At 62.6% G+C, this 18,835-nt stretch carries 19 protein-coding genes; 6 read left to right on the plus strand and 13 right to left on the minus strand.

The window, feature by feature from the left end; translation table 11 throughout:
• Positions 1-110: 110 nt before the first annotated feature.
• Complete coding sequence (locus SC318_RS16235; protein WP_306493530.1) at positions 111-461, plus strand: DUF6124 family protein; 351 nt, start codon at positions 111-113, stop codon at positions 459-461.
• A gap of 462 nt (positions 462-923) precedes the next feature.
• Positions 924-2,075 (plus strand): M14 family metallopeptidase, encoded by a 1,152-nt coding sequence (locus SC318_RS16240; RefSeq protein ID WP_320427617.1) that lies wholly within the window; start codon positions 924-926, stop codon positions 2,073-2,075.
• 19 nt (positions 2,076-2,094) lie between these two features.
• Here the strand turns inward: SC318_RS16240 and SC318_RS16245 are convergent, their stop codons facing one another.
• The 5 genes from SC318_RS16245 to SC318_RS16265 form a co-directional block, all read right to left on the minus strand.
• Positions 2,095-2,634, minus strand: a complete 540-nt coding sequence (locus SC318_RS16245) for a cytochrome b (protein ID WP_320427618.1) — start codon at positions 2,632-2,634, stop codon at positions 2,095-2,097.
• Positions 2,631-3,713: a catalase family peroxidase gene (locus SC318_RS16250; protein WP_320427619.1), complete on the minus strand. Its 1,083-nt coding sequence runs from the start codon at positions 3,711-3,713 to the stop codon at positions 2,631-2,633. Before SC318_RS16250 ends, SC318_RS16245 begins: the two co-directional genes overlap by 4 nt.
• Positions 3,714-3,834: 121 nt before the next feature.
• Positions 3,835-4,599: an enoyl-CoA hydratase-related protein gene (locus tag SC318_RS16255; RefSeq protein WP_320427620.1), complete on the minus strand. Its 765-nt coding sequence runs from the start codon at positions 4,597-4,599 to the stop codon at positions 3,835-3,837.
• A 42-nt stretch (positions 4,600-4,641) separates the two neighbouring features.
• Entirely contained in the window at positions 4,642-5,937 is a 1,296-nt protein-coding gene (locus SC318_RS16260) for an FNR domain-containing protein (RefSeq protein WP_320427621.1), read from the minus strand.
• Positions 5,930-7,537, minus strand: a complete 1,608-nt coding sequence (locus SC318_RS16265) for an amino acid adenylation domain-containing protein (RefSeq protein ID WP_320427622.1) — start codon at positions 7,535-7,537, stop codon at positions 5,930-5,932. The genes SC318_RS16260 and SC318_RS16265 overlap by 8 nt, the downstream gene beginning before the upstream one ends.
• A gap of 194 nt (positions 7,538-7,731) precedes the next feature.
• Between SC318_RS16265 and SC318_RS16270 the strand changes: the two genes are divergently transcribed.
• Both SC318_RS16270 and SC318_RS16275 read left to right on the plus strand, forming a co-directional pair.
• Positions 7,732-8,238, plus strand: a complete 507-nt coding sequence (locus tag SC318_RS16270) for a sigma-70 family RNA polymerase sigma factor (protein ID WP_320427623.1) — start codon at positions 7,732-7,734, stop codon at positions 8,236-8,238.
• On the plus strand, positions 8,235-8,972 hold the full coding sequence (locus SC318_RS16275) for an anti-sigma factor family protein (protein WP_320427624.1): 738 nt from the start codon (positions 8,235-8,237) through the stop codon (positions 8,970-8,972). The genes SC318_RS16270 and SC318_RS16275 overlap by 4 nt, the downstream gene beginning before the upstream one ends.
• On the opposite strand, the gene SC318_RS16280 is transcribed toward SC318_RS16275, so the two are convergent.
• From SC318_RS16280 to SC318_RS16310, 7 genes are all read right to left on the minus strand, one after another.
• Positions 8,969-9,970, minus strand: a complete 1,002-nt coding sequence (locus SC318_RS16280; RefSeq protein WP_413817563.1) for a Csu type fimbrial protein — start codon at positions 9,968-9,970, stop codon at positions 8,969-8,971. The genes SC318_RS16275 and SC318_RS16280 overlap by 4 nt on opposite strands.
• Complete coding sequence (locus SC318_RS16285) at positions 9,967-12,315, minus strand: fimbria/pilus outer membrane usher protein (RefSeq protein ID WP_320427625.1); 2,349 nt, start codon at positions 12,313-12,315, stop codon at positions 9,967-9,969. The genes SC318_RS16280 and SC318_RS16285 overlap by 4 nt, the downstream gene beginning before the upstream one ends.
• A gap of 72 nt (positions 12,316-12,387) precedes the next feature.
• Complete coding sequence (locus SC318_RS16290) at positions 12,388-13,176, minus strand: fimbrial biogenesis chaperone (RefSeq protein WP_306493537.1); 789 nt, start codon at positions 13,174-13,176, stop codon at positions 12,388-12,390.
• A gap of 25 nt (positions 13,177-13,201) precedes the next feature.
• The gene (locus tag SC318_RS16295; RefSeq protein ID WP_320427626.1) at positions 13,202-13,693 is read right to left on the minus strand and encodes a Csu type fimbrial protein; all 492 of its coding nucleotides are present in this window, start codon (positions 13,691-13,693) and stop codon (positions 13,202-13,204) included.
• A complete protein-coding gene (locus SC318_RS16300; RefSeq protein WP_065894984.1) occupies positions 13,693-14,235 on the minus strand; it encodes a Csu type fimbrial protein in 543 nt (180 codons plus the stop codon). The genes SC318_RS16295 and SC318_RS16300 overlap by 1 nt, the downstream gene beginning before the upstream one ends.
• Before the next feature lie 18 nt (positions 14,236-14,253).
• Positions 14,254-14,799, minus strand: coding sequence for a Csu type fimbrial protein (locus SC318_RS16305; RefSeq protein WP_320427627.1), 546 nt, complete (start codon positions 14,797-14,799; stop codon positions 14,254-14,256).
• Positions 14,793-15,284, minus strand: a complete 492-nt coding sequence (locus tag SC318_RS16310) for a Csu type fimbrial protein (RefSeq protein ID WP_320431249.1) — start codon at positions 15,282-15,284, stop codon at positions 14,793-14,795. The genes SC318_RS16305 and SC318_RS16310 overlap by 7 nt, the downstream gene beginning before the upstream one ends.
• Before the next feature lie 222 nt (positions 15,285-15,506).
• On the opposite strand from SC318_RS16310, the gene zapE reads away from it, so the two are divergent.
• Together zapE and SC318_RS16320 are read left to right on the plus strand one after the other, a co-directional pair.
• Positions 15,507-16,601, plus strand: coding sequence for a cell division protein ZapE (gene zapE / locus SC318_RS16315; RefSeq protein ID WP_320427628.1), 1,095 nt, complete (start codon positions 15,507-15,509; stop codon positions 16,599-16,601).
• 40 nt (positions 16,602-16,641) lie between these two features.
• Positions 16,642-17,943, plus strand: coding sequence for a protein kinase (locus SC318_RS16320; protein WP_320431250.1), 1,302 nt, complete (start codon positions 16,642-16,644; stop codon positions 17,941-17,943).
• Between the two features lie 120 nt (positions 17,944-18,063).
• On the opposite strand, the gene SC318_RS16325 is transcribed toward SC318_RS16320, so the two are convergent.
• Positions 18,064-18,771, minus strand: a complete 708-nt coding sequence (locus SC318_RS16325; protein WP_320427629.1) for a YebC/PmpR family DNA-binding transcriptional regulator — start codon at positions 18,769-18,771, stop codon at positions 18,064-18,066.
• Positions 18,772-18,835 lie beyond the last annotated feature (64 nt).

Consider the following 18,835-nt stretch of genomic DNA (forward strand, 5'->3'; position numbering starts at 1 on the left):
GTATTTTGCAGGGCAATAAACAGTTTGTAGTAATCCATAAAACGACATAAATACGATACGTACTATCATCGGTATAAGGTTTTCGACACCCACCCGGAGTACCGCGCCTTATGACGACAAGCCCGTATCACCTGCCTGAAACACCTGAACACACTGAGCTGAACGACCTGCGCTGCAGCGGCGCCGCCCAGCGCGCGCTCGACTATTACCTGAAAGAAGATATGTCTGCACCCGCTGCCGACGCGGCCTTCTTCACCATCAAGTCAGGCATCAGCCAGGAGGAAGCGCTGGTGCATGCCTCGGACCTGCTGCGCAGTGCCGCGGCAACCGCCTACGAGTCGGCAAGCAGCCATCAAGGCAACCATCGCGACCTGGCGTTTTCAGTGGTGTATTTGATTGATATGGCGAAGGCGATGGTGGAGCGGTCGTTACGAGCGCCAGAGGCTCAGACCCAGGTGTGACGCGCGCGCGAAAAAAATTTCTATCGAGCGGCTAAAAACATTTGACTTGCAAATGATAATGATTATTATTGGACCAGCTGATCGCGAGATCAGTCGATAGACCAAGAGACCTTAGGTCGGACTCCTGGAATATCTCCTCATCAGGCTAATCACGGTTTTTGACCCGGCTCTTTGGCCGGGTCTTTTTTTTGCCAGTTATTCCTGGCGTGGCTTCAGGCTAATGAAGACTGTGTGCTGCTTGATGGCGCGCATGGTAGCAAAAGACTATCGCGAAAAGAAAGGCGCACCAAGGCTCGAACCCCGATCTTTGCGATTTAGCGCTTGAGAATCAATCTCATAGAACCTAAGCTGCTGCGGCGTCACGGAAGACGCCCCCTCCCCCATGCAACAATTTTGCTTCCGGAATTTACCTGCCGCCTGTGTAAGATAGCCGCCACATCCTCGTATTCAGGCAACCAGACTATGACCGTGGCCTTGACTTCCATCAAGATCAGCACTGACTTCGACAGCGGCAATATCCAGGTTCTGGATGCCAGCGATGCCTACCAGTTGTTGCTGGCAATCAAACCCGACACCCGTAGCCAACACTACCAGTGGTTCCACTTCAAGGCCGAAGGCATGCACGTGGGCCACACCCACACGTTCCGCCTGAGCAACGCGGGCCACTCGTCTTACAAGCATGCGTGGAGCGGCTATAACGCCGTGGCGTCCTATGATCATGTCAATTGGTTCCGTGTGCCGTCGCGCTTTGATGGCGAGATCCTGCACATCAGCCTCCAGACCCAGGAAAAACAAGCCTGGTTCGCCTACTTCGAGCCATACAGCCGTGAACGTCACGACTGGCTGATCGAGCAAGCCCTGAAGTACGCCGGCGTCAAGCTGCTCGCCACCGGCAAGAGTGTCGAGGGCCGCGATATCCAGCTGCTGCGCCGTGGCAAAGGCGGCGAAGGCCGACGCAAGGTGTGGATCATCGCCCAGCAACATCCCGGCGAACACATGGCCGAATGGTTCATGGAAGGCGTCATCGAACGCCTGCAACAGGACGGTGACGCGGAGTTGAAGAAGCTGCTGGCGGTGGCCGACCTGTACCTGGTGCCCAACATGAACCCCGATGGCGCCTTCCACGGCCACCTGCGCACCAACGCCATGGGCCAGGACCTCAACCGTGCCTGGCAGAGCGCCAGCCAGGAACTCAGCCCGGAAGTCCTGTTCGTGCAACAGCAGATGGAGAAACATGGCGTCGACCTGTTTCTCGATATCCACGGCGACGAAGAAATCCCCTACGTGTTCACCGCCGGCTGCGAAGGCAACCCCGGCTACACCCCGCGTCTCGAAGCCCTGGAAAAACATTTCCGCAGCCATTTGAGCCACTTGACCCGTGACTTCCAGACCACCCACGGCTACACCCGCGACCTGCCCGGCCAGGCCAATATGACCCTGGCCTGCAACGCAGTCGGTGAGAAGTACGATTGCCTGTCCCTGACCCTGGAGATGCCTTTCAAGGACAACGACGACGCGCCCAACCCGAAAACCGGCTGGTCCGGTGAACGCTCCAGGCAACTGGGCAAGGATGTGCTGAGCAGCGTGGCCGATATCATCGGCCACGTGCGTTAACCGTCAATCAAACGCCTGATCAGTGCCGGGTGCCCGTCATGCTTTGCAGCACGCCGTCGCGGCGGATCAACCCGTGGAACAGCGCGGCCGCCAAATGCACCAGCACGGTCAGGAACAGCAGGTAGGCAAGATAACCGTGGGCCTTGCGCAATAGCGCAAACAACGGTGCATTGGCCGACACCAATGCCGGCAGTTGCACCGAGCTGCTGAGCATGACCGGGTCACCGGCCGCCGAAATCATTGCCCAACCCAGCAATGGCAGCACCAGCATCAGCCCGTACAGCACCACGTGGGAAGCCTTGGCTGCCAGCACTTGCCACAGCGGCAAGTCCGCTGGCAGCGGCGGCTGGCGCGTGGAAAAACGCACTGCCAGACGCACAATGACCAGCGCCAGAATGGCGATCCCCAGCGGCTTGTGCAGGTGAATCAGCCATTCGTGCCGCTCAGACACCGACGCCGCCAGGCCCGCGCCGATAAACAGCATGGCGATGATCATCAGCGCCATCAGCCAGTGCAGCAAACGCGCCAACGGGGCGAAAAACCTTGGTTGAGCCTTCATGGCTTCGACTCCTGGGAGGCACCGTGCAACGGGCTGACTTCACCGGCACGGCGCAGATAAGAACTGGCATAGGCAGCTGAGCGTGCAGCCAGCAGCGGGTCATTGGAGGCCTCGATGCCGCTGGGCAGAACCAGCGGGTCGAAGTTGATATCGCGGCAATCGCCATCGGCTTGCGGCTGACTGCTCTGCAACAACAGGCTGCCGGCGTTGAGCACCTTGTGTTCACCGGTCCAGGTCTTGCTGGCGTCATCCAGCGGATCGCCAGGGTTGGCCAGCGTCATGTTCAGTTGCCAACGCAGAGGCCCCGCAGCCAGGCGCTGCACCAGGTCTTTTTCCAGGAAGTCGCCGCCCTCTGGCGCGGTATCGCCTGCGGCGTCCTGACTCTGCGGCACCACGGCCCAGCGCACGGCCTGGCGCTTGCCATCGGCGCTCACCAGGTAAAATGCATTGATGCCGTTATAGGTCTCGGTCGCGTAACTGGCCGATGGCTTGGCAGTTTTAACCCATGCCAGGAACGGCGCCGTCTCCGGGTGTGCGGCAAAAAACGCCGGCATGCTCGCCGGGTTCGGCTTGCCGGTGGCCGGGTCCGGTGCGCCGGCCTTGAGCAACTGATAGAACGCCTCGGGCGTGCCCACCGGGAACACCGGCATGCTGTTCATCCCCGTACGCCACTGTTGGCCGTTTTCCTGGCTGAACTGCACGGCGAAACTGCGGATCGGCACGCTGCTGTCCGGTGCATAAGGGTTGCCGCTGGGCAACGCAAAACGACCGATCACCGGGGTTTTTGCCTCGTTGAACAACTGGGCGCTGGAGTAAGGGCGTACCTCGGGGCTGCTCTCGAAATACCCGGCCACGCACACACCCTTGGCATGGTTACGCCGGAATCCCGGATGCACACCGTTGTTGGTTTCCAAGGCATTGACCAAGGTTTTTGGGCGCAGGCGTTGTGGGTCGAGGGTGCCGTTGACGTAGGCAAATGCCCCGGCAACAACCGCCACCACAGCACCGATACACGCGAGCCTGGCGAGCAGGCTGGTGGTACTCAGAGGCGGAAGCGGCGGCGGTGACTGATCAACCATGAATAGCTCCAGGGCACGTGGCCGCAGGGGGAAAGTGTCATGAGACGAATCCCATGTAGGTTTATTCCCCCTCTACTGTAGTTTTTTTCATGGCAAGCGCACGTGCAGGCTAAACGTCCTGCTAACGCTGGTTGAACAATGCCGGTCGTTTATTGAGGAAGGCTTGCATGCCCTCCTGCTGATCCGGGGTGGCAAACAACCCATGAAACAACCGGCGCTCCAGACGCACGCCCTCATGCAACCCAAGCTCCAGGGCCTGGTCCACCGCCTCGCGCGCGGCCCGCGTGGCGGTTCGTGAAAACCCGGCAATCTGCGCGGCCACCGCCAGCGTCTCGTCCAGCAAGTTCGCCGCCGGGTAAACGCGCGACACCAACCCTGCCCGCTCCGCCTCCGGGGCCGTCATCGGCCGGCCAGTCAATATAAGGTCCATGGCCTTGGCCTTGCCGATCAGCCCGGTCAGGCGCTGGGTCGCGCCCATACCCGGGATCACGCCCAGCTTGATTTCCGGCTGCGCAAAGGTCGCCGTATCGGCGGCAAAAATCATGTCGCACATCATGGCCAGCTCACAGCCCCCGCCGTACGCATAACCGGCCACTGCGGCGATCGTTGGTGTGCGTAAGCGTGTAAACGCTTCCCAGCCGACGAAGTAGTCTTCATTGAGCATGTCCAAATAGGACTTGCCGCTCATTTCTTTGATGTCGGCGCCCGCCGCGAACATCTGCGCAGTGCCGGTGATGACAAAACAGCCGACTTGGGGATCCTGGTCGAACGCCTCCAGGCTACTGATCAACTCGGCCATCACCGCCGAACTCAGCGCATTCCTCATTTCAAGACGATTAAGCCTGGCCAGAACCACCCGACCATGACGCTCCAGCAATACATTCATAAGCACCTCGACTGATTGATGTTTCTTGCAGACACCGTTGTTTCAGGAATCCCAGATTGCGCCATAGGCGGGTATTGCCTGGGCTTCGAGCGCTTGCACCAGGCGTTGAGTCAGCGCCTGGTTGGCAATGCAAATCACGGCTTCGGCGTCAAAGGTGCGCACCGCGCCGTAGGCCAACTGCACCAGGTCGGGCTTACCTTGTTGATCGGTGTCCCAGATCAATGCGGTGGGCTGGACGCGCAGTATTTCGTCGACCAATTCATCCCCGTAGGTTTTCCTCGGACTGCGGGTGGACCAGATCAAGTGAATCGGCACCTGCGCGGCCAGCAAGTGCGGCATGACCGGGCCAATGCCGCTGCCGGTGGCGATATACACCACCGATTTGAATAAGGTTTCCACATTGGCCACGCCGGCGGTGGTGATGCCCTTCACCCAGACATGGCTGGGCAAGTCCTCGATAAACCGTCCGGTCCAATCCCCGGCTCGGGAGATGATCAGACGAAAGCCCGCCTCGCCCGGCGCCGGTATATTCGCGAAGGAATGCCACTCAAGCAGCGGGTTGCGGCTGATTGCCGTGGATGAGCCGGCGAACGGCGTGGTGTGGCTCAGGCGCGTTACCACCGCATGCCCGGAAGGCCGCGCATGTTCAACGGCCACTTTACGCAACCGCAACCACGGGAGCAGGATGCTCACTGTCAGCAGTACCAGCATCCAGAACGCGCTACTGTGCAGCAGACTCGATGAGGACTGCGTTGCCATCAGCACTGTTTGCCACCAGAACAACAGCAACGCACTCCAGCCGGCAAAGCGATGAACCCGTTCAAAACCATTGTGAAAACGACTGCGAATCGGTGGGAGCGCCATTACCACCATGAGCAGCAACAGGCTCAGCAGCGCGACGCTGAGCCACAACCCTGTCGACGACTCGCTGCCCGGTAGCTGCGCGAAGCTCGACATCTGGACACACACCAACGCTGCAAACCAGGCAGTGGCCGCCAAGGCCGCGCCGCTGTGCAGCCCTCCGAAATGGAACACTTTGGCCGCTCGGCGGCGCACCCACAACGGCCAACACGGCGGAACCCGCGTGGCCAGCCAGAACAGCGCATTGATCACGTATTGCTGGCGTATCAGAATGGCGACCGACAGATTGATCAGCACCAAGTCCGACAGCATCGCCAGCGTGATCGCCTTAAGGTCCACAGCCAGCAGCACGGTGGCGTTGCTCATCAGCACCAATATCGCCAAGCGGTTGTAGTAAGAAAATACGGGCAGTGACTTCAAGCGCCGCCATAGCGCCGGCTTAGGTGGCAAAACAGCGCGGGTCAATACTTCAATCATGGCCAGACTCCGTGGTGGCGCATGCCGGCGTCGCTGCCTGATATTCCTCGGCCAGTCGCAGCAAGGCGGCTTTGTCGATCTTGCCCCTGGCGGTCATGGGAAACGCCTCCAGCGCGTAGATGGACTTCGGCACGCAGTAGTAGGCCAGGCGCTGGTGACACGCGGATCGGCAGTCCTGCGTGTCGGCACTGGCTGGCGAGACAAAGGCGACCAGGGTGCGCTCGTCCACTTTCAACGTGACCGCCCGCGTGCAACCGGCGCCGGCTTCCAGGGCGGCGGTTACCGCGTCCAGCTCCACGCGAAACCCGCGAACTTTGACCTGGTCATCGACGCGTCCCAAGTGTTCAAGCCGGCCGTCGGCGGTCCAGCGCCCCAGGTCCCGCGTGCGGAACATCACCGCATCGCCCCCCAGAAACGGGTCCGGGCGGTATCGTTCCTGGGTCAACACTGGGTTGTTCAGATAGCCTGCAGTCACCCCTGCACCGCCGGCCCACATCTCTCCGATCTCGCCTAAAGCGCAGGCGCGCCCCTGATCGTCGAGCACATACACCGTGTTATTGGGTGTCGGCCGGCCAATGGTCAACAGCGTGCCTGGCACGTGGCGGTGCAATGTGTTGACAATAGTGGTCTCGGTCGGCCCGCAACCGTTGTAGAACGTACAGTGCTCGGCCCAACGCTCGGCCAGGGCCTGAGCACAAGGTTCTCCGGCGACCGCGACCACGCTCAGGCCTGGGCATTGCAATGGATCAAGGGTGGCCAGTATCGACGGCGTCGCAATCAAGACGTTGCACTGCGCGGCTGTCTGCGCAATGTCTTTGCCGCGAATCAGCAAGGTCGCCCCTTGGGCCAGGCAACCGAGTATTTCCCAGGCTGCCATATCAAAGCCGATGTTAAGAACCTGCCCTACGGTAATGCCGGGGCCCATGCCCATCCGCCCGGGCGAGGTCAGCAAGATGTTGCACACGTTGCGATGGCGGACACACACACCATTGGGGCGTCCGGTGGTCCCGGACGTAAACAGCACGAAACACAGGTCATCGGGTTCAACCATGGCGACCACCTGCTCGCTTTCTTCGGCGACCCAGGGCATTTGCGCAAGAAACGTGTCCAGGCACAGACTGCGCGGGGCCGCATCAGTCGGCAGGCGTTCGAGCAGGTGCGACAGGGTCAGCACCAGCGGGCTGCTCAACGCTTCGAGCACCTGTCCCAGTTGCAGGGTGGGCACGATTCTGGCGTCCTGCGGGACATAGGCGGCCCCTACCTTCAATACCGCCAGCAACCCCACCAGCATCGCAATCGAACGCTCGACGAACAACCCCACCGTGTCGCCGCGCTTGACCCCCCGTTCAAGCAGGTGCACCGCCAATCGGTTGGCTTGGCGGTTGAGCTGCTCATAACTGATGCGCTGTCCTGCGCAGATCGCCGCTGTTGCTTGGGGCGCCCGCCGCGCTTGCGCTTCGATCGCGTGGTGCACATTGGCGTAGGCGGGCTGGACCGAGGGCCCACACCCCCATTGTTCGAACAGGATTCGCTCTGAGGCAGACAGGTGGGGCAGTGCCGCGCCACAGAGAAAGCGTTTATCCACAGGTGACAACGTCATGAACACACCCTCATTGTTTGTCTGCCGGCTCAGTGCCGACAGGTACAAGGGTGGATGGAGCGCAACACCTGGGATTACAGAGTCACCATTCAAATAGACTCATCCCACTCAAACGGCTAATACTTCTTTCGATCAAACAAGGAATAACTTACGCGCACGAGCGTCTACCCAGCACAACTGAGTAGACTGAACCCATGCATGAACTCGACGAACAGTTACGTGAACTCATCCCCAGGCTGCGGCGCTTCGCCGTGTCCCTGACCCGTAACGCCAGCAGCGCCGACGATCTGGTGCAGTCGACCCTGGAACGGGCGATCATCGCGTGGGCCGACAAGCGCATCGAAGGCGACCTGCGCGCCTGGCTGTTTTCGATCCTCTACCGGCAGTTCCTCGATGCCCATCGGCGCAACCGACGCTACGCACGCATGCTCGAATTCTTCACCGGCCGCGACGATGCGCAGCCGTCGGTGGAACGCACGGTGATGGCCCAATCCACCCTGAAAGCCTTTGACCAACTCAATACCGAGCAGCGCGCACTGCTGCTGTGGGTGTCGGTCGAAGGCTTGAGCTACAAGGAAGTCGCCAACATTCTCGAAGTGCCCATCGGTACGGTGATGTCGCGCCTGTCCCGCGCCCGCCAGGCCCTGCGTCAACTCAGCGATGGCGAAATTGCCAGCCCTTCCCTGCGGATACTCAAATGATCAGCCTGCCCCCCAGCGAACGCGACCTGCACGCCTACGTCGATCACCAGTTACTGGACAGCGATCGCCGAATGCTTGAAACCTGGCTGGCGAGCCACCCCGACGTGGCCGCCCAAGTGCACGCCTGGCAACAGGATGCACAACTGCTGCGCGCCTCGTTAAGCGGTGCCCTGCAACAGCCGAGCAACCCGGCACTGGACCCGGCGCTGATTCGCCAGCGCATCAGGCACCAGTCCCGCCGCCACCTCGCCACCGCGGCGCTGCTGCTGATTGCCGTCAGCCTCGGCGGGCTGGGCGGCTGGCACGCCCGGCAAGCCACCCAGCCAACGTTGCTGCCGATGGCCGATGCCATGCAGGCGTATCGCTTGTTTGCCCAGGACGGCATCATGCCCGCCGACTACAACGCCCAGGACCGCAGCACCATGCAGGCCTGGCTCGACCGCTATTTCAACCAGGCCCATCGCTTGCCCGACCTCAGCCAGGCCGGGTTCAAGCCGGTCAGCGGGCGCTTGCTCACCACCGATCAAGGCGCGGCGGCCATGGTGCTGTACGAAGACGCACAAGGTCGGCGCATCAGCTTCTACATCCGTCCGCCTGGCCCGAACAATGGCTTCCTGCCGCGCGGCAGCCGCAGCGCCGACGGCTTGCAGGCCGACTACTGGTCGGGCGGTGGCTACAACTACGCGATGGTCAGCCCGGTCGATCAGGTCACCGCGCCGCAAATGCGGTTCTAGAAACCCACGTCCAGCACCACGTTGTCCACGTAGGTGCCAGCAGGCGGCGTGGGCTGGTCGGTGTAGATCCGGGCGTTGTAGTTGTACACCTGGCTGCCCGTGCCCAAGCCGTTGCCGGGATTGACCTCGGCCGAGGAACTGGCCCGCCGCGCCGCGCCAACACTGCCCCAACGGGTGGTACCGGCACTTTTGAACAGGTCGTAGGCCAGGTAGTTGGCGCCGGACATCATCCGCCGCCGCCCACCAACGCTGACCGGGTTCTGGCCGTCGCTCAGCCCCACGGTGTAGGCGCTGCCCTTGGTGCAGGCGATATTGATGGTCTGCCCGGTCACGGCGGTGAACCCGCTGACCACTGGCGCACTGCCAAAGCTGACATTGGGGGCGGTGATCTGGCAGTCATTGGTCACGTTCATGCTCACCGTCAGTGAACCCGTGCCGCTGCCGATGTCGCGTCCCAGACAGATGCCGCCCAGGCCGATCCCTGAGCAGTAATTCCAGCTCCAGGCGATGTTCAACGTCTCGGTATACAAACCCGCGGCGACATTGCTGCCGGTGATGCTGCTCACATACAGCGGCACGGTTTTCGCCCCTGGCCCGGCGATCAGGCCGAGGATCTGGGCAATGCCGCCCGAGCCACCAAAATCGAACTGCGTGCCTCGGGTGATCGGGTAACTGGTGCTGTTAGTGCCATACAGTGTGTAGCCGATCACATCACCGGTCGGCCCGACCATGCCGGTTTTGGTCGAGGTAACAGTGGCGTAGAAGTGGTCAGTCGACACCAGCAGCGATATCAGCGCCGAGGTGCAACTGAGCCCGGCGTTGGTGGTGGAACTGGTCTGCGCGGCGGTGCGCACAGTCATCGAACTGATCGAGCCGAAACTGGCCGGCACCGTGGACACCACCGAACACGCCGCCATTACCGGGCCCGAACACAGCAGCCCTACCCCATACAGCCATCCCTTGCCTCTCACTCGCACGCTCCCTGTGCAATCGCTCATTGACAGACTAACGGCCCGATCAGCGGCACGTCCTGTTGTTGCTCATCAATGGTGAAGGTCGCCTGGCAGGTGCGGCCCTCGCCGAGGGTGACCTGCAGCGTGTTGTGGGCGCTGAGGTTTTCCAGGTAGACCAGGCCATCCCACCCTACCACCGCCTGGGTGTTGCTCTGCTCATGCACCACCAGGCTGCCCAGCGGCAACTCCTGATGCTGGCTGTCGACCAGGGTGATGCTCGCGGCAAGCACCCGGCGCAGTGGAAACTCCAGCAGGTAGCCACTGCCACGGCGTACCGACACGCGCTGCTCCACGTTTGGGCTCTGCACATTGGGCGGCAGGTTCAGCGGGTCGATTTCATATTTGCCGCGGTAATAGGCGCTGCTCCACGGCACCAGCAAATGGCCCTTGCTGTCGGTCTCACCGACCAACTGGTTTTCATAGCGCACCGGAATCCCGGCGAACCCCTGGGTGCTTACCACCACAAAGGCATCGTTGATGCGGTTGGCGGCGAAGACGTTACCGCCCATCCACACCAGCGAACCGCTGGCATCCGCCCAGCGCGTCTCGGCGTCGCTGCTGCCGTACACACCGGCCTGCAATTGCACCGACTGCAAACGCCAGGTCAGGTCGGCCTGGCGATAGGTGGGGCCGTCGCCCTGGGCGTAGCCAAGGTTGTAGCCCACCCCACCTTCGCTGGGCACTGCGCGACTGTAGTTGATGCGCTGGCGACTGGCGCCGGCCTTGCTGCGCTCGGTGCTCAAGGCCAGGCTGCCATTGAGATCGAAGGGCACCACCAGTTGGGCCTGCATCGCCCAGTTGCTGTCACCGATTTCGCGGTTGGCCGACAGGTACACGCTGGAGTTGCGCCATAGCGGTTTGCTCCAGCTCAGGTTGAGCAGGCGCGTGCGCGAATCATCCGCCGCCTGCACGTCGAAATAGCCCACGCCAAGGCTGCCGAACCGCTCCAGATTGAGGCTCAGGGTGACTTGTTCGCTGCGCTTGCTGAGGCTGGCGTACGGCGTGTCGACCAGGGTCAGGTCGGCATACGCGTCGCGCCGTTCGACGCGTTGGTACATCAGGCTGTAGCGCGTGCTGTTGTACTGATAGCCCAGGCTCAGTTGCTGGCCGCTGCGGCTGTCGAACTGGCTCTGGCTGACGGCGGTATTGAGCACGCCGAAATTGCCCAGGCGCAGGTTGCCGCCAAGCCCGCCGAGGGTCAGGTCGCTGGACGCTTCGGCGTGGCTTTCCAGGGTCAGGTTGTCGGAATACCCGTAGCGAAACGTACCGCTGGCCACGCCCGGTCCGTAGCCGAAATCACGCACGGTGTAATCACGGCGCAAGGTGCCGGCGGCCACGGAAAAATCGCTCAGGCCGTGTTGCAGCAGGGTGCTGGTGACATAGAACGGTACGGTGGTCGACACCTGGCGACCGAGGGCGTCGGTGGTGACCACCACGGCCTCGCCGGCACCATTGATAAAGGGGATGTTGGTCAGCGTATAGGGCCCGGGTTGCAGCTGCGCGCTTTCGGACTTGTAGCCGTTGATGAACAGGTCGACCGACGACGGCACCGCCGCCTCACCGGCAAATTGCGGCAAGGGGTACGTCACCAGGTCCGGGCGCACGGCAAAATCGCGCGACAACTGTACCCCGCCCAGGCGCACTGAACTGCTCCAGGGCAAGGCACCGCTGATCACATCCCCGGCTTCATAGGTGAGCAGTCGTTCATCATCGGAGAAGCGCCACGTGGTGTCATAGCGCCGGTAACCGTTGTTGAGCGTGCTGTCGCTGAGCCCACGGGTCAGGCTCTGGCGCAACTGCCCGGTGTTGGACAAGGTGCCCCAGTTATCGAACAGGCGCACCTCGTTCCAGGCCGCGAGGTAGCTGCCGCCTTCATCGGTGTCGTTGAAATACACGTCGTAGTTGAGCAAGGCGCCGAAGCTGCTCATGGCTTGGGTGCGCGGGTAGGTATTGCGGTTGCCGATAAATTGTTCCTGCAGCCATCCCGGCGGCACATCCAGCAGCAGGCGCTGGCCATTGCTGTCGTAATCGCTGTGCAGGCCAGGCACCTTGTCCAGCGCCACACTGCCGTCGGGGTCGCCGGGCAGTTTCATGCCCACGTCCTGCAAGGCGCTGGCCGGCACATAGAGCTGCCCGGCCCGTTGATCGACTGCGATGACACGGCCGGTGTCCATCTGGTTGACCACCAGTTGCAAAAACAGCTGTGCATCGGCGACCGCCTCCATACTGCTCGGCGGCGGCGGCAGGTCGCCCGCTACGGCAGCGCCCCACAGCCCACTGGCCACTGCCACCGATGGCCATATAGCACGAGCCCAACCACGACTCAGCATGGCGTTGCGTCCTTCAATGGACCTCTCCATCCTGTCAAAACCCGGGCGTGCGCCCGTCCCGCGACACGCTGTTTAGCGTTTCGGCGCCAGGCTCTCCAACTGCGCGGCGCCGTTGACCCTGACCTGCAACGGCTGGTCGGCCGACACGGCGTCCGGCACCGGCCAGCGCATGGTTGCGCCCGGCAGTACATAGCCGAGCAAGCCCTCTACCAGCGGTCGCGTCTGCCCACTTTGTTTGAACGAGGCATCCGTCAACCGCGCATGCACGGCGCCTTGGTTATGCACCTCGATATAGCTGCGCCCGGCCACATTGACTTTGCGCCAGCTCAATTGCGGCTTGCCCGCGCCTTTGGGGTCGCGCTGGCGGGTCGCGTCGTCCTTGCTCCACAGGCCGGCGCCATAGGCAAACAACGGCACCGAGTAGCGCATCTGGAAACGAATCGCCGCCGCCGTGTTCTTGCCCTCTGGTGGCGCCGGCACCTGCAGCGCCGAGGGGATTTCATCGATGATGATGCGATAGGCCAATTCTTGTCCGGGCGGCACTTCACGGGTGCGGGTCAGGCGCACCAGTTGCTTCTGCCCCGGCTCGATCTTCGCCACCGGCGGGCTGCCGATCACATCGCGCTGGTTCTGGTATTGCTCGTCGAAGCCGTTCTGGCTCCAGGCGAACACGCGCACCTGCAGGTTGGCCGTTTCGCTACCCCGATTCTCCAGCCACAGCGCGCTGGCCTGTTGGTCGGCCTCCAGCACCGGATCGATGGGCCAGATCAGCACCGAGCTGGCCGCCTGCGCGAGCCCGGCCGTGCCCAGGGCACTCAAGACAACACCCGCGGCCCACAACCGCCGGGAAGGTGAACGCATAAAACCACTCCTTATACCGATAGCCCTACCACGACAGCTGCACCTGCAGCGTGTCGCTGTATATCCCCCCAGGCTGATTGCCCGGTAATACCACCCGCCCGTAAATCGGCAGGCTGATGTTGTTCGCATCGCTGTAGCTCACACTGACGCTCTGGCTGATCCCCAGGCTCTGGCTGAAGGCTGCATCGCGAAACAATTGGTAAGCCACCCGCGCGCTGCCGCTATTGAGCTGCAGATTGCGCCCGGTGCTGCTGTGCAGCCCGCCGTCGACACTCATGCTCAACGCCACGCCCGGGGTGCATTGCAGCGTCACACCGCCGGTCAGCGCGGCGGTCACGGTGCTGGTGGCCAGGGCCGAATAACTGCCGTAGGCCAGCGCGCCGTAGTTGCTGGCGCCGCCCACGATCAGGCACCCCGGTGTGATGGTCGCGCTGACCTGGAAGCTCTGGCTGGTGACCGCCGACAACGGCAGCGGCAACGCCAGCCCGCAAGCCAGCAACAGTGCGCGCAGCTTCACTAGAACGTCAGTTCCACGGCGACGGTGTCGGTGTAGACGCCTGCCGGCAGCCCCGGCTTGCCCACCGCACGCCCATACAGGCCCACGGTTTGCGCCACACCGGTACTGGCTGCGAGGGTAATCACGCCGTCGATCGCCAGCAGCGAGGAGAAACCGCTGTCGGTGTAAAAGTCGTACGGCACAAAGTTACCCGCGCCATCGGCCAAGGCTCGAGTGCCGCCCGGGGAAGCGCCATCATGGGCACCGGCGCGCACTTTGACCGCAGGGGTGGTGCCCGCCGAACACAGGATCGACAGCGCACCGCCTGTTCCGGTACCGCCCAGCAGCTGGGCATTGGCACTGGTAAACAGGCTGTTGGTCGTACCAAAGTTGAGGCTACCGAAGTTCAACCCGGTGGCGGCACCGGAGCCGTTGACCTGGCAGCTGGCGATCAATGTCAGGCTGGAGCTGATCTGCCCGGTCACGGTGGTCGCGGCGTTGAGGCTGGAGGCCATCGCCAGGCCCAGGGCACAAACGCCTAATCGAGATACGAGTACATGCATGATATCCATCCTCATGGTTTACCAATCCAGAGTCACCGTCAGGGTGTCTGTATAGATGCCGGCCGGGAGGGCCCTGGTATTCGCCACCACGTAGCCAAATACCGGGATCGGTACCTGGGTGCCATGGCGCACGGCGAAATTGCGTTGCTGGCCGATGCTGTAGGTGCTGCGGCCCAATGCATCGGCCGCCAGCCGATACGGTATAGTGTGGCGGCCATTGCTCAGGCGGCGGGTGGTGCCGTCGCCATTGGCGCCACCGTCGATGGTCACGGTGAAGCTGCTGACCACCGAGGGGTTGCAGGACACTGACAGCGGAGCCTTGTCGGTGTCGGAAATCGACGCGCCCAGGGTGTCGTTCCAGGTCGGCCCCTGCTGGCCGAAATCCAGGCGCGCGGTGCCGCGCTCGGGGGTCACCGGCGCGGTTTCCATACCCTTGCTGACCTCGCAACTGGCGATGATCACCAACCGTGCGTGGATCTGCCCGTTGACCGTGCCGGCCTGCGCGCCTTGCGCCAGCCACAGCAGGCTGCCCAGGGCCGTGGCGACCAGGTAGCGGCTTACCATGTGACCGTGACCTTGAGCAGGTCGGAATAACGGCCGACGGCGGGGATGTCCTTGAGCGGTTCGATACGGCCGTACAGTGGCAAGTCGACGGAACCGGTGTCCGGCACACGGCCGCTGACGGGCACGTTGACCGGTAACGGAATCAACCGCGCGGCATCGGCATAGATGCGATAGGGAATGGGCTTGCTCGCAGGCGTTGCGTTGACCAGATAACGCACTTCGCCGACACCGCCATGCAGGCCGCCGTCAACGCGTATTTGATAGGGAGTATCAGGGTTACATTCCAGCCGCGGCTGACGCTGGCTGATCAGCGCTGCACTCAACGGGCCTGCCGGGTCATCCAGACGCGGGACGCGGCCGAAATCCAGAACCCCAAGCTGTTCGATGCCGGCATCGCGCGTGGTACCGACCAACTGGCAACCGCGCTGCACGTCGATGCGCACCTCCACCTGGAGCTGCGCGGCGAACGCCGTGTTGCAGAGCATCGCGGCCGTGATTGCCAGTACTGTTCGTTCCTTCACTGCCCCAAATCCTTATACAGGGGTGACTCCTTGGTACAAGGGTAGTCACTGGGGGAGATTCTGCCAGTCTGGTCAGGAAAGCCCGTGCGTCATGCCTTTTTGAGATGGCTGGGCGCATCCTGGCTATTGGTCAAATCGCGGCGAGCATCCTAAAGTGAGCGACCACCGAAACAAGAGTGACGCGCTTTGACCGTGCTTTCCCTGATCCGGCGTCTGCTAGGCACTACCCCCCCAAGCCCGCAGGCCTCGCCTATCCCGGCATTCTTCCAGAACAAGGCTGAGCAACAGGGGTACACCCTGAGTGCCGGACAGACCCGTGCAATTGCCGCCATGGCCCGCGAGACCCAACACCTGCTAAACGGTGAGCCCACGCGCAGCCTGTACCTGCACGGCCCGGTGGGGCGCGGCAAGAGCTGGTTGCTCGACGGCTTTTTCCAGGCGCTGCCGATCAGCGCCAAGCAGCGCGTGCACTTCCACGACTTTTTCGCCGCACTGCACCGAGGCATGTTCCAGCATCGCGCGCAGGACGATGCGCTGGCCGTGACGCTGGACGAACTGCTGGCAGGTTGCCGCGTGCTGTGTTTCGACGAATTCCACGTGCACGATATCGGCGATGCCATGCTCATCAGCCGCTTGTTCAAGGCCTTGTTCCAGCGCGGCGTGCTGGTGCTGGTGACGTCCAACTACGCGCCCGAGGGCCTGCTGCCCAACCCGCTGTACCACCAGCGCTTCAAACCGGTGATCGACCTGATCGCGGCGCGCATGGACGTGCTGGAGGTCAGCGCGCCGGAGGATTTTCGCCGCCTGCCCCAAGCCCATGCCGAGCAGCGGTTCAGCACCGGCCAGTACGTCTGGCCAGGCAGCGTAGCGCAACGCGCGGCACTCGGGCTGCCCGACGCGAATTGCCCGGCGTTGCCGCTGGCCGTCGGCAACCGGCAGTTGCAGTGCCGCCGCCGTGAAGCGCGCAGCATCGCGTTCACCTTCAACGACCTGTGCGAACAGCTCACCGCCGTGATGGATTACCTGCTGCTGTGCCAGGACTTCGACCATTGGATCATCGACGGCCTGCCCCACCTTGCCGACTGCCCGATAGCCGTGCAGCAACGCTTTATCAACCTGATCGACGTGCTCTACGACCGCGACAAACACCTGATCCTGATCGGCGAGCAACCGCTGGAGCAGGCCTTGAGTGGCAAGGCCATTGACCTGGCCCGGACTGCCAGCCGCCTGGGGCAATTGCAAGGGTACAGCGCGCAACCTGCGCCCGACCCGGTATCATGAGCGCCTTTTCACGCCCCTTTGCCGAGTGACCGCGCCGTTGATCAATACCCTCGCCCAACTCAAGGCCGGCCAATTGGCCGGTGCCACACGCCTGGACCTGGCCTGCGGATTGACCGAATTTCCTCGAGAAATCTTCGAACTGGCCGACTCGCTGGAAATCCTCAATCTGACGGGCAACGCCTTGAGCAGCCTGCCGCACGACCTGCACCGCCTCAAGCATTTGCGCGTGCTGTTCTGCTCGGACAACGCGTTCACCGAACTGCCGGAATGCCTGGGCCAGTGCGCCACGCTGAGCATGATCGGCTTCAAGGCCAACCAGATCCGCCACGTGCCTGCCGCCGCCCTGCCGCCGCAGTTGCGCTGGCTGATCCTCACCGACAACTGCATCGACCAGTTGCCCGACGCGCTCGGCCAGCGCCCGCTGCTGCAAAAACTGATGCTGGCCGGCAACCAACTGACCCAGTTGCCGCCCAGCCTGACCAAGTGCGCAAACCTTGAATTGATCCGCATCGCGTCCAACCGCCTGACCCACCTGCCCCACTGGCTGCTGACGATGCCGAGCCTGACGTGGCTGGCCTATGCCGGCAATCCGGTGGAGACGGCCGTGGACGTGGCGGGTGATGACGCGACAGCCGATATTGCCTGGGCCGAACTGGAACTGGGCGAAGTGCTCGGCGAAGGCGCCTCCGGCATTATCCGCAAGGCGGTGTGGACGCCCCATGCGCTGCCGGTGGCGGTCAAACTGTATAAAGGCACGATCACCAGCGACGGTTCGCCGCTGCATGAAATGCAAGCGTGCATCGCCGCGGGGCTGCACCCTAACCTGATCAAGGTGCAGGGGCGTGTCGTCGGCCATCCGGATGACCAGGCCGCGCTGGTGATGGACCTGATCGACCCGAGCTACCGCAACCTCGCGGCGCTGCCAAGCTTGGCGTCCTGCACCCGGGATGTGTACGCGCCTGGCACGCGTTTGAGCCTCGACGTGGCATTGCGCATGGCCCGCGGCATCGCCTCGGTGGCGGCGCACCTGCACCGGCACGGCATCACCCATGGCGACCTGTACGGTCACAATATTCTGTGCAATAGCGCGGGCGAGTGTTTACTCGGGGACTTTGGCGCGGCGTCGTTTCATGCCACGGCGGACACCCTGGAAACCAGGGCGTTGCAACGCATTGAAGTGCGCGCCTTTGGGGTGTTGCTGGGAGAGTTGCTGGAGCGGGTTGAAACGACGGTGGCAGGCGAACTGCAAGCCCTGCAGCAAAGCTGCTGCCAGCCCGACGTGCTGGCGCGCCCGAGCTTCGCAGATATCGAACTCGCGCTTCAACCCATCCAACACCACTAACCAATGTGGGAGGGGGCTTGCCCCCGATGGCGGTGTATCAGCCACACTCTCCGTGCCTGACCCACCGCTATCGGGAGCAAGCCCCCTCCCACATTTTGACACCCTGCATTCAGATAAGAATCAGCCCGCCAGACCGACGAACATATCCTGCACGTCATCATGGTTGTCCAGGCCTTCCAGGAAGGCTTCGACTTCGGCCATCTGCTCCTCGCTCAAGCCGGTCACCGGGTTCTTCGCGATGTAGCCCAGCTTGGCCGACAGCACGGTGAAGCCCTGCTCCGGCAAGGCTTTCTGCACGGCGTCCAGGTCGGTGGTTTCGGTGATGAACAGGCTGGTGCCTGCTTCTTCGCCGTCTTCGAAATCCTGGGCGCCGGCTTCGATGGCGGCCATTTCCGGGTCTGCGTCCGGGGTGTCCGGCGACGCTTCGATCAGGCCGACGTGGTTGAAGTCCCAGGCTACCGAGCCGGAAGCCCCCAGTTGGCCCTTGCGGAACGCCACACGGATTTCCGCCACGGTGCGGTTGATGTTGTCGGTGACGCATTCGACGATCAACGGCACCTGGTGCGGGGCAAAACCTTCGTAGGTCACGCGGTGGTACTGCACGGTTTCACCGAGCAGACCGGCGCCCTTCTTGATCGCGCGGTCCAGGGTTTCCTTGGGCATCGAGGCCTTTTTGGCCTGCTCTACCACCAGACGCAAGTGGGCGTTGGTCGAGGTGTCCGCGCCGTTGCGGGCGGCGATGGTGATTTCTTTCACCAGCTTGCCGAAAATCTTGCCCTTGGCATTGGCTGCCGCTTCTTTATGTTTGACTTTCCACTGTGCGCCCATGACTCACTCTCTGCTGTCCATCGCGCCGAAACGTCTACTGGCCGGCGCTTTGGGGGCAGAGTTT

Source organism: Pseudomonas sp. MUP55, from assembly GCF_034043515.1.
Taxonomy (GTDB): Bacteria; Pseudomonadota; Gammaproteobacteria; order Pseudomonadales; family Pseudomonadaceae; genus Aquipseudomonas.

Excerpts from the sequence above, each read along its gene's own strand:
- SC318_RS16235 (WP_306493530.1), top strand. The coding sequence starts at position 111 with ATGACGACAAGCCCGTATCACCTGCCTGAAACACCTGAACACACTGAG.
- SC318_RS16240 (WP_320427617.1), top strand. The coding sequence starts at position 924 with ATGACCGTGGCCTTGACTTCCATCAAGATCAGCACTGACTTCGACAGC.
- SC318_RS16245 (WP_320427618.1), bottom strand. The coding sequence starts at position 2,634 with ATGAAGGCTCAACCAAGGTTTTTCGCCCCGTTGGCGCGTTTGCTGCAC.
- SC318_RS16250 (WP_320427619.1), bottom strand. The coding sequence starts at position 3,713 with ATGGTTGATCAGTCACCGCCGCCGCTTCCGCCTCTGAGTACCACCAGC.
- SC318_RS16255 (WP_320427620.1), bottom strand. The coding sequence starts at position 4,599 with ATGAATGTATTGCTGGAGCGTCATGGTCGGGTGGTTCTGGCCAGGCTT.
- SC318_RS16260 (WP_320427621.1), bottom strand. The coding sequence starts at position 5,937 with ATGATTGAAGTATTGACCCGCGCTGTTTTGCCACCTAAGCCGGCGCTA.
- SC318_RS16265 (WP_320427622.1), bottom strand. The coding sequence starts at position 7,537 with ATGACGTTGTCACCTGTGGATAAACGCTTTCTCTGTGGCGCGGCACTG.
- SC318_RS16270 (WP_320427623.1), top strand. The coding sequence starts at position 7,732 with ATGCATGAACTCGACGAACAGTTACGTGAACTCATCCCCAGGCTGCGG.
- SC318_RS16275 (WP_320427624.1), top strand. The coding sequence starts at position 8,235 with ATGATCAGCCTGCCCCCCAGCGAACGCGACCTGCACGCCTACGTCGAT.
- SC318_RS16280 (WP_413817563.1), bottom strand. The coding sequence starts at position 9,970 with ATGAGCGATTGCACAGGGAGCGTGCGAGTGAGAGGCAAGGGATGGCTG.
- SC318_RS16285 (WP_320427625.1), bottom strand. The coding sequence starts at position 12,315 with ATGCTGAGTCGTGGTTGGGCTCGTGCTATATGGCCATCGGTGGCAGTG.
- SC318_RS16290 (WP_306493537.1), bottom strand. The coding sequence starts at position 13,176 with ATGCGTTCACCTTCCCGGCGGTTGTGGGCCGCGGGTGTTGTCTTGAGT.
- SC318_RS16300 (WP_065894984.1), bottom strand. The coding sequence starts at position 14,235 with ATGCATGTACTCGTATCTCGATTAGGCGTTTGTGCCCTGGGCCTGGCG.
- SC318_RS16305 (WP_320427627.1), bottom strand. The coding sequence starts at position 14,799 with ATGGTAAGCCGCTACCTGGTCGCCACGGCCCTGGGCAGCCTGCTGTGG.
- SC318_RS16310 (WP_320431249.1), bottom strand. The coding sequence starts at position 15,284 with ATGCTCTGCAACACGGCGTTCGCCGCGCAGCTCCAGGTGGAGGTGCGC.
- SC318_RS16325 (WP_320427629.1), bottom strand. The coding sequence starts at position 18,771 with ATGGGCGCACAGTGGAAAGTCAAACATAAAGAAGCGGCAGCCAATGCC.